This is a genomic window from Methylobacterium sp. CCH7-A2 (assembly GCF_001557075.1).
Taxonomy (GTDB): Bacteria; Pseudomonadota; Alphaproteobacteria; order Rhizobiales; family Beijerinckiaceae; genus Allobosea; species Allobosea massiliensis.
Window position 1 is genome coordinate 70,671 of record NZ_LSKN01000308.1, and the last position, 13,416, is coordinate 84,086.

The 13,416-nt window shown below is 67.8% G+C and carries 10 protein-coding genes; 8 read left to right on the forward strand and 2 right to left on the reverse strand.

Features of this window, described 5'->3' with window-relative positions; all coding sequences use genetic code 11:
• The first annotated feature begins 228 nt into the window (after window positions 1-228).
• From AX750_RS23995 to AX750_RS24015, 5 genes are all read left to right on the forward strand, one after another.
• Window positions 229-684 carry a MerR family DNA-binding transcriptional regulator gene (locus AX750_RS23995; protein WP_066720938.1) on the forward strand — a complete coding sequence of 152 codons (456 nt, stop codon included), beginning with the start codon at window positions 229-231 and terminating at the stop codon, window positions 682-684.
• Between the two features lie 238 nt (window positions 685-922).
• The gene (locus AX750_RS24000; RefSeq protein ID WP_066720940.1) at window positions 923-2,719 is read left to right on the forward strand and encodes an acyl-CoA dehydrogenase C-terminal domain-containing protein; all 1,797 of its coding nucleotides are present in this window, start codon (window positions 923-925) and stop codon (window positions 2,717-2,719) included.
• Window positions 2,720-2,867: 148 nt separating this feature from the next.
• Window positions 2,868-4,076, forward strand: coding sequence for an acetyl-CoA C-acetyltransferase (locus AX750_RS24005; protein ID WP_066720942.1), 1,209 nt, complete (start codon window positions 2,868-2,870; stop codon window positions 4,074-4,076).
• A gap of 11 nt (window positions 4,077-4,087) precedes the next feature.
• Window positions 4,088-6,292 (forward strand): FAD-dependent oxidoreductase, encoded by a 2,205-nt coding sequence (locus AX750_RS24010; protein ID WP_066720944.1) that lies wholly within the window; start codon window positions 4,088-4,090, stop codon window positions 6,290-6,292.
• Window positions 6,293-6,299: 7 nt separating this feature from the next.
• The gene (locus tag AX750_RS24015) at window positions 6,300-6,794 is read left to right on the forward strand and encodes a peptide deformylase (protein ID WP_066720946.1); all 495 of its coding nucleotides are present in this window, start codon (window positions 6,300-6,302) and stop codon (window positions 6,792-6,794) included.
• Window positions 6,795-6,942: 148 nt separating this feature from the next.
• Here AX750_RS24015 and AX750_RS24020 read toward each other — a convergent pair whose 3' ends face one another.
• Window positions 6,943-8,283, reverse strand: coding sequence for an aspartate aminotransferase family protein (locus tag AX750_RS24020; RefSeq protein WP_066720949.1), 1,341 nt, complete (start codon window positions 8,281-8,283; stop codon window positions 6,943-6,945).
• A gap of 176 nt (window positions 8,284-8,459) precedes the next feature.
• On the opposite strand from AX750_RS24020, the gene AX750_RS24025 reads away from it, so the two are divergent.
• The 3 genes from AX750_RS24025 to AX750_RS24035 all read left to right on the forward strand — a co-directional run bounded on the left by AX750_RS24025 (window position 8,460) and on the right by AX750_RS24035 (window position 12,861).
• On the forward strand, window positions 8,460-10,259 hold the full coding sequence (locus AX750_RS24025) for a hypothetical protein (RefSeq protein WP_066720952.1): 1,800 nt from the start codon (window positions 8,460-8,462) through the stop codon (window positions 10,257-10,259).
• Window positions 10,260-10,407: 148 nt separating this feature from the next.
• Window positions 10,408-11,907 carry an EAL domain-containing protein gene (locus AX750_RS24030; RefSeq protein ID WP_066720955.1) on the forward strand — a complete coding sequence of 500 codons (1,500 nt, stop codon included), beginning with the start codon at window positions 10,408-10,410 and terminating at the stop codon, window positions 11,905-11,907.
• Between the two features lie 84 nt (window positions 11,908-11,991).
• On the forward strand, window positions 11,992-12,861 hold the full coding sequence (locus AX750_RS24035; protein ID WP_066720958.1) for a TIGR01459 family HAD-type hydrolase: 870 nt from the start codon (window positions 11,992-11,994) through the stop codon (window positions 12,859-12,861).
• A gap of 27 nt (window positions 12,862-12,888) precedes the next feature.
• Here AX750_RS24035 and AX750_RS24040 read toward each other — a convergent pair whose 3' ends face one another.
• The gene (locus AX750_RS24040) at window positions 12,889-13,272 is read right to left on the reverse strand and encodes a response regulator (RefSeq protein WP_066720961.1); all 384 of its coding nucleotides are present in this window, start codon (window positions 13,270-13,272) and stop codon (window positions 12,889-12,891) included.
• Window positions 13,273-13,416 lie beyond the last annotated feature (144 nt).

A 13,416-nucleotide genomic window follows, 5' to 3' on the forward strand; every position in this document is an offset into this window, starting at 1 on the left:
AGCTTTTGGTCGACGTGGTAAACAGCGGGTTAAGATTCCGACCCCAAGGGTTAATTTTTCCCGAACGGCAGGGGACGCAAGCCGGCCCCGGGCTTCGGCTAACGGTAACTTACCTCAGGTAAGGGTCACATTACCTGACGCTAGGAGAGGGTTTGTCGTAGAAGGGGCCATCCCAAGATCGCCTGATTCTCATGGCGACCTATTTTCCGCATTCAAGGATTGAACCCGATGTCTCGCCAAAGCTCCGCTCTGGCGGCCGCCTCGATCGATAACGGCCGTGCCGATCCCGCTCAGAACGACGCCGATGCTTCCGGCGGCTTCACCATCAGCGATCTCGCCCGCGATTTCGGCGTAACGCTGCGCACGCTGCGCTTCTACGAATCACGCGGTCTGATCGCGCCGGCCCGCTCGGGCATGACGCGCATCTATTCCAGCCGCGATCGCGCCCGCCTCGCCCTGATCCTGAAGGGCAAGCAGCTTGGTTTCACGCTGGTCGAGATCCGCGCCATGCTGGCCAATGAGGACAAGAAGGGCGCCGAGGGTGGCGCCGCCTCCGTCGGCGGCCTCCAGCTCAGCCGCGAGCAGGTCCTCGAGCAGCTCGAGCTGCTGCGGACTCAGCGATCCGAGATCGACGACGCCATCGCCGAGCTGGAAGCGTCCGCTGCCCGCTTCGCCAAGGCTTGAGCTCCGCCCTGGGCCTTGCGACGCCGGTCGGCTCCGCCCGCCGGATGTTGTGAACAGCGATACCCGTCATCGACGCCCCGGCCAGCGGCCGGGGCGTTCGTCTTTCCGGGCCTCCCGCCTTTGTCCTGCGAGCACGAACGCGCGAGCTTCCTTGCCAAGCGTAGCTAGATAGTTTAGATGTGAACTATCACGGAGCGTCGCTGTCGCAGACGCCCGGCCGACGCGAGGGAGGAACGCCATGCCGGTCTACAAGGCACCCGTCGAAGACACCCTGTTTCTGCTGAACGACGTCTTCGCCATCGAGCGCTACAACAACCTGCCGGGCTTCGCCGATGCGACGCCCGACGTCGTCGAGGCGGTCCTCGGCGAGGGCGCCAAGCTCTGCGAGGAGGTGCTCCAGCCGCTGAACCATTCCGGCGACCAGGAGGGCTGCACCCGCCACACCGACGGCCGCGTCACCACGCCGAAGGGCTTCAAGGCCGCTCACGAGGCCTATGCCCAGGGCGGCTGGATCGGCCTCGCCATGGATCCGGAGTATGGCGGCCAGGGCCTGCCCTACACGCTGGGCGCCGTCATGAACGAGTTCGCCTCTTCGGCGAACATGGCGTTCGCCATGTATCCGGGCCTGACCATGGGCGCGATCGCGGCGCTCAACGTCCACGGCTCGGACGAGCAGAAGCGCACCTATCTGCCGAAGATGATCGAGGGCGTGTGGTCGGGCACGATGAACCTGACCGAGCCGCATTGCGGCACCGATCTCGGCCTGATCAAGACCAAGGCGGTCCCCAACGGCGACGGCTCCTACGCCATCACCGGCACCAAGATCTTCATCTCGGCCGGCGAGCAGGACATCACCGAGAACATCATCCACCTCGTGCTCGCCCGCATCGAGGGTGCGCCCGCCGGCACCAAGGGCATCTCGCTCTTCGTGGTGCCGCGCAACCAGATCGGCCCGGACGGCTCGGTCGGTGCCAACAATGGCGTGTCCTGCGGCTCGATCGAGCACAAGATGGGCATTCACGGCAACGCCACCTGCGTCATGAACTATGACGGGGCGAAGGGCTGGCTCGTCGGGGCCGAGAACAAGGGCCTCAACGCCATGTTCGTGATGATGAACGAGGCGCGTCTCGGCGTCGCGATCCAGGGCCTGGCACAGTCCGAGGTCGCCTATCAGAACGCCGTCGCCTATGCGAAGGACCGTATCCAGGGCCGCTCGCTGACCGGCGCCAAGAATCCCGACAAGGCCGCCGACCCGATCATCGTCCACCCCGACGTCCGCCGCACGCTGATGTCGATCAAGGCCTTCAACGAGGCGGCGCGCGCCTTCGTGCTCTGGAACGCGCTGAAATCGGACATCGCCCACCGTTCGGGCGACGCCGCCGAGCGGCAGGCCGCCGACGACCAACTCGGCCTGATGACCCCGGTGCTGAAGGGCGTGCTCACCGATGTCGGCTTCGACAACACGGTGAAGGCCCAGCAGATGTTCGGCGGCCATGGCTACATCGCCGAATGGGGCATGGAGCAGTTCGTCCGCGATGCCCGCATCGCCATGATCTACGAGGGCGCCAATGGCGTGCAGGCGATGGACCTCGTCGGCCGCAAGCTCGGCCGCGACGGCGGCCGCGCCATCATGGCCTTCTTCAACGAGGTCGGCGGCTTCCTGAAGGAGAACGGCGAGGACGAGGCGCTGAAGCCCCTGCTCGCGCCGCTCGCCGCCTCGCTCGGCCATCTCCAGCAGGCGACGATGTGGTTCATGAACAACGCGCTCGCCAAGCCGGACAATGCCGGCGCCGGCGCGACCGACTACATGCACCTGCTCGGCCTCGTCTCGCTCGGCTACATGTGGGCCAAGATGGCCAAGGTCGCGCAGGACAAGCTCAAGGCCGGCGCCAATGGCGCGACCGAGCGCATGAACACCAAGCTCGTCACAGCCCGCTTCTTCATGGAGCGCAGCATGCCCGAGACGGCGGCGCATCTGGCGCGGATCACCAGCGGCGCCGATGCGACGATGGCGCTGAGCGCCGAGCAGTTCTGAGCATCGCGCGTCATGGTCGGGCTTGGCCCGACCATCTCTCGAAGACCTTGCACACCCCGCTGGATGACGAGATGGTCGGGTCAAGTCCGACCATGACGTCCGGCACGAGAACGAGCCGCCTCGCTGCGGCCAGCCCGGGAGGCCCCTGATGGCAGACGCATTCATCTACGACCATGTCCGCACGCCGCGCGGCAAGGGCAAGGCCGACGGCTCGCTGCACGAGGTCACCGCGATCGAGCTCGGCACGACGACGCTGCGCGCGCTCCGCGACCGCAACGAGCTCGACACCAAGCTCGTCGAGGACGTGGTCTTCGGCTGCGTCGATCCCGTCGGCGAGGCCGGCGCCGACATCGCCCGCACGGTCGCGCTCAAGGCCGGCTACGGCAAGGAGGTGCCGGGCATCCAAATCAACCGCTTCTGCGCCTCGGGGCTGGATGCGGTGAACCTCGCTGCGGCACAGGTGATGTCGGGCCAGAAGGAACTGGCGATCGGCGGCGGCGTCGAGAGCATGAGCCGCGTCGGCATGGGCGCCTCGGGCTTCGGCATCGCGGTCGACCCCTCGGTCGCCATCGACACCTACTTCATGCCGCAGGGCATCTCGGCCGATCTGATCGCGACGAAATACGGCTTCTCGCGTGACGATGTCGACGCCTATGCCGTGCGCTCGCACAAGCGCGCCCACGCCGCCTGGGAGGCCGGGCGCTTCGCGAATTCGGTCGTGCCGGTCACCGACGTCAACGGGCTGACCATCCTCGCCCGCGACGAGACGATCCGCCCCGGCACCGACATGCAGGCGCTCGCCGCGCTGAAGGCCTCCTTCGTCCAGATGGGCGAGATGGGCGGCTTCGACGCGGTCGCGACCGCGGCGCACCCGGATGTCGAGTTCGTCAACCACGTCCACCACGCCGGCAACTCCTCGGGCATCGTCGATGGCGCCGCCGCTGTGCTCGTCGGCTCGAAGAAGGGCGGCAAGGCGGCCGGCCTGAAGCCCCGCGCTCGCATCCGCGCCTTCGCCACCATCGGCTCGGACCTCGCGTTGATGCTGACCGGCCCGGTCGACGTCACCGAGCTCGTGCTGCGCAAGGCCGGCATGACGACGAAGGACATCGACCTCTTCGAGCTGAACGAGGCCTTCTCCTCGGTCGTGCTGCGCTTCCAGCAGGCCTTCGACATCGACGATGCCATCCTGAACGTGAATGGCGGCGCCATCGCCATGGGCCACCCCCTCGGCGCGACAGGGGCGATGATCCTGGGCACCGTGCTCGACGAGCTGGAGCGCACGGACAAGAACACCGCTCTGGTGACGCTCTGCGTCGCCGCCGGCATGGGCGTCGCCACCATTATCGAACGGGTTTGAGGAGAGCCGCCATGAACCTCACCAATTTCCGCTTCGAGACCGATTCCGACGGCATCGCCACCGCGACCTGGGACATGCCGGGCCGCTCGATGAACGTCATCACGCCCGAGCTGATGGCCGAGATCGACCAGATCATCGACACGGTTGCCTCGACCGAGGCGATCAAGGGCTGCGTCATCACCTCCGGCAAGGAGGCCTTCTCCGGCGGCGCCGACCTGACCATGCTGCAGGGCCTGCGCGACCTCTACATCCGTCTCGCCAAGGAGAAGGGCGAGCCCGTCGCGATGCAGTCCTTCTTCGACGAGAGCCGCAAGCTCTCGCTGCTCTACCGCAAGCTCGAGACCTGCGGGAAACCCTTCGCCGCCGCGATTCACGGCGTCTGCCTCGGCGGCGCCTTCGAACTCGCGCTCGCCTGCCAGTATCGCGTCGTCTCCGACGATGCCTCGACCCGCGTCGGTCTGCCGGAGATCAAGGTCGGGCTCTTCCCCGGCGCCGGCGGCACCCAGCGTGTCGCCCGGCTGATGCAGACCGGCGACGCCCTGCAGATGATGTTCAAGGGCGAGCAGGTGAAGGCGCTGCCGGCCCGCAACACCGGCCTGGTTCATGCCGTCGTCCCGCGCGATCAGCTCGTGGCCAACGCCAAGGAGTGGCTCAAGGCCAACCCGCAGGCGAAGGCGCCTTGGGACGATCCGAAGTTCAAGCTGCCCTCCAACAAGGTTTATTCGCCGGCCGGCATGCAGATCTGGCCGCCCGCCAACGCGATCTATCGCCGCGAGACCAACGACAACTACCCGGCCGCCCGCGCCATCCTCTCCGCGGTTTATGAGGGCCTGCAGTTGCCGATCGATCTCGGGCTGAAGGTCGAGAGCCGCTACTTCGCCAAGATCCTGCGGACGAAGGAGGCGGCCTCGATGATCCGCTCGCTCTTCGTCTCGATGCAGGAGCTCAACAAGGGCGCGCGCCGCCCGGCCGATCTCCCGCCGAGCAAGCTGAAGAAGGTCGGCGTCGTCGGCGCCGGCTTCATGGGCGCCGGCATCGCCTATGTCACGGCCCAGGCCGGCCTTGAGGTCGTGCTGGTCGACCGCGACCAGGAGGCGGCCGACAAGGGCAAGGCCTATTCGCACAAGCTGGTCTCCGACCAGATCATGAAGGGCCGCGCCAAGACCGCCGACCGCGACGCGCTGCTCTCCCGCATCACCGCGACCGCCGATTACGCGGCGCTGAAGGGCTGCGACCTCGTCGTCGAGGCCGTCTTCGAGGATCCCAAGGTCAAGGCCGAGGTCATCGCCAAGGTCGAAGCCGCCGTCGGGCCGAAGACCATCTTCGGCTCCAACACCTCCACTTTGCCCATTACCGGTCTCGCGTCGCACTCCCTGCGGCCGCAGAACTTCATCGGCATCCATTTCTTCTCGCCGGTCGAGAAGATGCTGCTGGTCGAGGTCATCATGGCCAAAAAGACCGGCAAGAAGGCGCTCGCCATGGCGCTCGACTTCGTCCGCGCCATCAAGAAGACGCCGATCGTCGTCAACGACACGCGCGGCTTCTACGCCAATCGCTGCGTCGGCAATTATCTGCGCGAAGGCCATCTCATGCTGATGGAGGGCGTGCCGCCCGCGATGATCGAGGCGGCCGGCAAGCAGGCCGGCATGCCGGTCGGCCCGCTCTCGCTCAATGACGAGGTCGCGGTCGATCTCGCCTTCAAGGTGCTGAAGGCGACGAAGGCCCAGCTCGGCGAGGGCGCCGTCGATCCAGCGCAGGAGAAGCTGCTCTCCGACATGGTCGAGAAGAACGGACGTCTCGGCCGCAAGAACCGCAAGGGCTTCTACGACTATCCGGAAGCCGGGCCCAAGCGCCTCTGGCCGGGGCTGGCCGATCTGGTCGGCAAGCGTCTGGCGCCGGAACAGGTCGACATGCAGGAGCTGCAGCACCGCCTTCTGGTCACGCAGGCGCTGGAGGCGGCCCGCACCTATGAGGAGGGCGTCGTCACCGATCCGCGCGAGGCCGATGTCGGCTCGATCATCGGCTTCGGCTTCGCGCCCTATTCGGGCGGCACGCTCTCCTTCATCGACAATATGGGTGCGGCCGCCTTCGTGAAGCTCTGCGAGAGCCTGGCGAAGAAGCATGGCGAGCGCTTCAGGCCCAACCGGCAGCTCAAGCGCATGGCCAAGACCGGCGAGAGCTATTACGGCGCAGCGGCGGCCAAAGTCGCCGCCTGAGGCGGCCTTGGCGATCCGGCCGATCCTCCGCTTCCCCGATCCGCGCCTGCGCGCGGTCGCGGAGCCGGTCGAGCGCTTCGACAGCGAGCTGCGGCAGCTCGCCGCCGATCTGCTGGAGACGATGCGCGCCGCGCCCGGCGTCGGCATCACCGCGCCTCATATAGGCGTGCCACTGCGGGTCGTCGTGCTGGAGCTGACGCCCGGCGAGGTGCGGACCTACGCCAATCCGCAGATCCTCTGGGCCTCGACGGAGACGAGCCGCGCCACCGAAGGCAGCGTCTCGATGCCGGGCGTTACCGAAGAGGTCGAGCGGCCCGCGAAAATCCGCGTGGGTTGGCGCGATCTCGACGGCACCGCCCATGAGGCGCAGGCCGAAGGCTTCCTCGCCACCTGCCACCAGCACGAGATCGACCAGCTCGACGGCATCTTCTGGCTCCAGCGCCTCTCGCGGCTGAAGCGCGAGCGGGTGATCGCGCGGTATGGGAAACTGGGGCGGGGGTAGGGCAGCCTAACGGACACCACGCCTTGCGCGTCATGCTCGGCCCTGTACCGAGCATCCACGTTTTGAACACAGGTCTTGCCGACGGAAGACGTGGATGGTCGGGACAAGCCCGACCATGACGTGACAGCGCGAGGGTGCTGACGCTGGCTTACCCCGCCACGGCCCTGATCACGCGCCTCGTCTTCTCGACGATCTCGCCGATCTGGTCTTCGGTCACGATCAGTGGCGGGGTCAGGGCGATGGTGTCGCCGGTGACGCGGATCATCAGGCCCTCCTCATGGAACGCATGCTCCATCGCGGCATAGGCGCGCTTGCCGACGCCCTCCGGCCGCGAGGCGAGGTCGATGCCGGCGACGAGCCCGAGCGTGCGGATGTCCAGCACGTTGGGCTCTTCCTTCAGCTCCATGATGGCATCGGCCCAGAGCGGCTCCAGAGTCTTCGCCCGCTCGAACAGCCCCTCGTCGCGATAGATGTCGAGCGTCGCCAGCGAGGCCGCCGCCGCCAGCGGGTGACCCGAATAGGTGTAGCCGTGGAACAGCTCGATCGCGTTGTCCGGGCCGTTCATGAAGGCGTCGAAGATCGGCTTGCGCACGATCACGCCGCCCATCGGCACGGTGCCCGAGGTCACGCCCTTGGCGAAGGTGATCATATCGGGGACGACGCCGTAGCGCTCGGCCGCGAAGGCGAAGCCGAGCCGCCCGAAGCCGGAGATGACCTCGTCGAAGATCAGCAGAATGCCGTGCTTCGTGCAGATCTCGCGCAGGCGCTGGAGATAGCCCTTGGGCGGCGGCAGCACGCCGGTCGAGCCCGCCATCGGCTCGACCATCACGGCCGCGATGGTCGAGGCGTCGTGCAGCGTGACGATCCGCTCCAGTTCGTCGGCGAAATGCGCGCCATACTCCGGCTCGCCCTTGGTGAAGCGCTGCTTCTCGCGGTCATAGGTCGCGGGCAGGTGGTCGGCGCCCGCCAGCAGCGAGCCGAAGAACTTGCGGTTGGAGACGATGCCGCCGACCGAGATGCCGCCGAATCCGACGCCGTGATAGCCGCGCTCGCGCCCGATCAGGCGGGTCTTGGAGCCCTTGCCGGTGACGTTCCAGTAGGCGATCGCGATCTTCAGTGCCGTGTCGGCGGCTTCCGAGCCGGAGCCGGCGAAGAAGACATGATCGAGATCGCCCGGGGCCAGCGCCGCGATGCGCGCGGCCGCCGCGAAGACCTTGGGATGGCCGAACTGGAAGTTCGGGGCGAAATCCAGTTCCTCGGCCTGGGCCTGGATCGCCTCGATGATCGGCCGGCGCTTGTGGCCGGCATTGCAGCACCAGAGACCCGCCGTGCCGTCCATCACCGGCTTGCCCTCGGGGGTGTAATAATACATGCCCTCCGCCCGGGAGATCATGCGCGGCCGCTGCTTGAAGGCCCGGTTTGCCGTAAACGGCATCCAGAAGGCCTCGAGATCGTTGGGGTTAGCGATCGGGGAAGAGGCTGCGGTCATCGGGCGGATCCTGTGTTTAACAATCACTCAACCTAACAGCACGATCCAGGCTGTAAATCGCATGCGGGACAGGGCATCCCTGCGGCGCCGCAACGGCGGGTCGCGTCGCGAATGGGGTGACCCAGCGTCGCTTTTGCTGTACTCCGAACAAGGGGCGTAAACTGAACCGGACCCCCATGGACGTATCAGGCGCAGGCTCGGAAACGCTCGATCACGAGCCCCTCGCGGACATCCGCGCCGGGCTCGCGCGGATCCTCGCGTCGGATGCCTTCCGCGCGGCGCCGCAGCTCTCGGCCTTCCTCGCCTTCATCGTCGATCGCGCCGTGGCAGGCCGCGGCGGCGAGCTGAAGGGTTACACCATCGCAGTCGAAGCCTTCGGCCGCTCGCCGGATTTCGACCCGCAATCTGACCCCATCGTGCGCGTCGAGGCCGGCCGCCTGCGTCGGGCACTGGCGCAGTACTATGCCGGCGAGGGCGCCGCGGATCCGGTGCGAATCACCATTCCCGTCGGCGCCTATGTCCCGGCCTTCGAGCGCGTCGAGCCGGCGCAGACCGACGCAGGGCAGGCGCATCGCAGCGAAAGCGCAACGGATGATCGGGGCGACGAGCCCCCGACGGTGGCGCCGATCACGGAGAGGCCCCTCGAACGAGGTCTGGCGAAGCGCTGGCCGCTGGCGGCTGGTCTCGCGCTCACAGCGGCGCTGCTCTCGCTCGTCGCCTGGTATGGTGGCCTGCTGGGCCCGCGCACGGCCGATCGGGTGGCCTCGGTCGATGCGCCCGGCACGGCGCTGGCGAGCATGGATCGGGAGATGCCGCTTGCCAGGCTCGACAAACCCGCAGCGGCGCCGCTCGAGACGACCGTCCTGGTCGTCTCGGTGCCGGATTTCGCTGATGCCGAACTCGCTGCAGCCTCCCGCCGCTTTACGAATTTCCTGGTCGATGCGCTCTCCCGTTTCGACGACCTGCTGACCATCAAGGTGCCGGCCCAGGGGCAGCCGCTGCCACGGGAGGCCGACTATGTGCTGGAGATGTCGGCTCAGAGCGTTGCCACGGGCACGGAAGGCTTCGGCCGACTGAGGGCGGTGCCGGACGGGCGCATCATCTGGTCCGCTTCGTCGACACGCGTGCTCAGGGCGAATGACGAGGACCTTCCCGAAAATGCGCGGCGCCTGGCGACGCGGCTGGCCGAGCCGTTCGGGATCATCCATGCCGACATTCGTCAGAATCGGACTGCCGGTCCGATGAGCTGCATCTATGAGGCGATCGATGTGCGGCGGACGATGACCGCAGCGGCGCATCTGGCGGCGCGCAACTGTCTTCAGGACCTCGTCCGGCGTGACCCCACCTTCTACCCCGCCTGGATCCAGCTCTCGCTGCTGTCGGTGTTCGAGCAAAGCTTTGGCTTCAACCAGTTGCCGGATGCGCTGGAGCGTGCCCATGCCGCGGCGCTGACGGCGGTGCGGCTGGCTCCTTCCAGCGCCCGCGCCCATCAGGCGCTGATGTCGACGCTGTTCAAGCGCGGCGCCATCAACGAAGGGCTGGCGGCCGGGCGCGCCGCAATGGGACGCAACCCCTACGACCCCGACATCATGGCGATGCTGGGCGCGCGCTACATCCAGCTCAATCGACCGGCCGAGGGGCTGCCCCTCCTCGAGAAGGCGATCGCGCTGAGTGCAGGGCGCCCGGCTTCCTATGATTTCTACGCTCTGCTGGGCGCGCATCTGCTCGGCGCCCGGCAGGTGGCGCGTGGACATGGCGAGTTCCTGGCCGGTGGCGGAAACCCCTTTGCCCTGCTGGGACGCGCGCTCCACGCCGTGCAGACCGGAGATGCCGAGGAGCGGTCCCGCGCCATCGCCGAGCTGTGCGAACAGTTCCCAGCCTTTCATCGCGAGCCGCGCGTCTGGTTGATGAAGCGCGGTTTCGGGGCGGAAATCACCGACCGACTTCTCGCGGATCTCGGCGTCGTCCGTCACTGACGATGCCGGCTGCCTTCGCTGGGCGAAACCGGCATTCCCAACAGCCAAAACGGCCGAAAGCTCGCCTCCGCGCGGCTCTGCGGCTAGTGTTGTCACAGTGGTGTGATTCGCCGTTTCTTCCCGATCAACCCCTCGCGCGACCGCTGCCTTGGCCCCTCTCCGACCGAACGCTCTGCATCCTCTCGCCAGCGCCGTCACCGGGCTGTCGGCAGGCGCGGTCTTGACGCTGCTCTGGCCGACTCCGCTGGGGGCCGCGCTCGGCCTGTTGCTGGCGGGCGGGGGCGGCCTTGGCTCGATGTGGCTGGCCGAACGGCGAGCCCAAGCGCAGCGCGAGCAGGTTCTCGCCGCTGTCGGGGAGGTCAAGGTCCGGCTGGCGACCAATGCGATCCGCCTCGATGCACTCTCCAAGAGAGTCGAGCAGATGCCGATGCGCGATGTCGACGCGGCACCGGCGCGAGCCGCCATCAACGAACTGACAGCCGAGGTCGGCCTGCTTGGCGATCTGATCCATCAGGTCGCCACGACTCTGGCCGATCACGACGCCGCGCTGGCCGCGGTCCAGGCGCGCGCCGCTGCGCCGGCGGCGGATGAGCGGTCGACGGCTGTCGCTCCGCCCGCTCCCAGGGTCGCGCCGCTCGTCGTCGTCGATCCGGAGGCCGCGCGGCAGGAGCGTCTCAAGGCGCAAGCCGCCGAACGGGCGGAAGCCGCGCGCCAGGCCGAGGAACGGGCCGCCGCAGAGCGCGCCGCCGTCATCGGCGCAGCGTTGTCCGAAGGGCGCGTCGAGGTTCATCTGCAGCCGATCGTGCAATTGCCGCAGCGCCGCACGCGGGGCTACGAGGCGCTGGTGCGCCTGCGGCTGGACGAGCACACCCTGCTGCTCCCGCACGAGTTCATCCCGGTGATCGAGGAGCGCGGCTTCGGCCCGACGCTCGATGCGCTGGTGCTGACCCGGGCGCTCGCCATCGCCCGTCATCTCGGCTCCAAGCCGGGCGAGCTCTTCGTGTCCTGCAATTTCAGCGGCGCGACCTGGAGTTCGTCCAAGGCGCTGGCGACGCTGTCGCGCATCCTCGAGAAGTATCGCGAGCACACCGGCCATCTGATCATCGAGATGCCGCAGCGCGTGTTCCGCGGCCTGGACCCGACCAGCCTCGGCCTGCTCGGCGCCATGTCGGCCAATGGCGTGCGCTTCGCGCTGGATGAGTTGGTCGATCTCAGGCTCGATCCGGTCGCGCTGTTCGATCGCGGCATCCGCTTCGTCAAGGCGCCGGCCGCTCTTCTGATGGAGCAGGTCGACAGCGAGACCGCCGACATTGCGCCGGCCGATCTCTCTGCTCTGCTGGCGCGTGCCTCGATCGTTCTGGTCGCCGACCAGGTCGCCGACGACCCGACGGTCGCGGACATGATCGACCTCGGCGTCGGGATGGGGCAGGGGCCGGTCTTCTCGCCGCCGCGCCCGGTCAAGCCGGATGTCTTCGCCGAGCCGGCCGAGCCCGCACCCGCCGCTGCCGAGCCTTCCCCGTCGCCGGCTCCCGCACCGGAGCAGCGCTTGGCCGAGGTCGTGGACTATCCCGGCCAGCCGGCGGCGACCCGCGAGGCTCCGCCGGAGCGGCAATCCTTCCGCTCGGTCCTGCGCCGCGCCACGGCTTGATCGGCGCCGCTGCGACCTTTCGCAGATGCGAGGCGCGGCGTGATCCTGTAAAGCCGGCGGCACCGAGTCTGGGAGCCACCCGCCGTGCCGTCATCCACCACCCCGCCGACCCTGCCGCTGTCGGGCTTCTCCGAGATCGCCGGCCGTTTCGATCTCTGCCTCTGCGACGTCTGGGGCGTGGTCCATAACGGCGTTGCCGCCTTTGGCGAGGCCGTCTCGGCGCTGGTCGCGATGCGCGAACGCGGGATCAGCGTTGTCCTTGTCACCAATGCGCCGCGCCCGGCGGCCGTGATCGAGCAGCAGCTCGATGGCTTCGGTGTGCCCCGTGCAGCCTGGGATGCCATCGTCACCTCCGGCGATGTCTGTCGCGGCCTGATTGCCGCGCGCGCGGGCCGGCCGATGTTCCGGCTCGGGCCGGAGCGCGACAAGCCGCTGGTCGCGGGGCTCGATGCGCCAGAGGTCGCGCCGGAGGAGGCCAGCTACGTGCTTTGCACCGGCCTGCTCGACGACGAGACCGATACGGCCGAGACCTATGCCGGCCTTCTCGCCGGCTTCGCCGCGCGCGGGCTCGACATGATCTGCGCCAATCCCGATCTCGTGGTGGAGCGCGGTGGCCGGATCGTGCCCTGCGCCGGCTCGGTTGCGCTCGCCTATGAGGAGATGGGCGGGCGGGCGATCTATGCCGGCAAGCCACATGCGCCGATCTATGAGGCGGCGTTGGCCGTCGCCGACGGCTTGCGCGGCGCGTCGATCCCGCGCGAGCGGATCTGCGGCATCGGCGATGCGATCCGCACCGACATCGCCGGCGCGCAGGCCTTCGGCATCACCGGCATCATGGTTCTGGCCGGAATCCACGCGCAGGATCTGATGGAGGCGTCCTGGGACGAGCGCCATGGCTGGTTCGGCCGACAGAGCCATCGCCCTGCCTATGCGCTGCCGCATCTCGTCTGGTGAGGCGCGGGCTGGCGCCTCGTGCGCGGATCAGCCCGTGCAGACGGATTCGATCTTCGAGCGCAGCGTCTGCGCGTTGAACGGCTTGACGATGTAGTTGTTCACGCCGGCCTTCTTGGCGGCGATGACGTTCTCGGTGCGGGATTCCGCCGTCACCATGATGAAAGGCGTCGAGGCCAGCGCGTCTTCCTCGCGCACGCGCTGCAGCAGCTCGAAGCCCGTCATCGGCTCCATGTTCCAGTCCGAGATCACCAGGCCGTAGCGCTTGTCCCGCATCTTGGCGATGGCCGCCTGGCCGTCGGCGGCATCGTCGACATTCTCGAACCCGAGCTGTTTCAACAGGTTGCGGATGATCCGGACCATCGTCTGGTAATCGTCGACCACCAGAATGGGCATGGACGGATCGAGAGCCATGGCGGTGCTCCAAGCAAACGGTGACGGCGCGGAACATGCCGCGCCGGGCCGCTGCAAGCGCAGCGGCAGTCAGTGAACCCAGCGTTACCGCGGCCGTGTTTCAAAGCCGTTAATCCAATGCCGCAGTGACGCTTGGTCATGGCG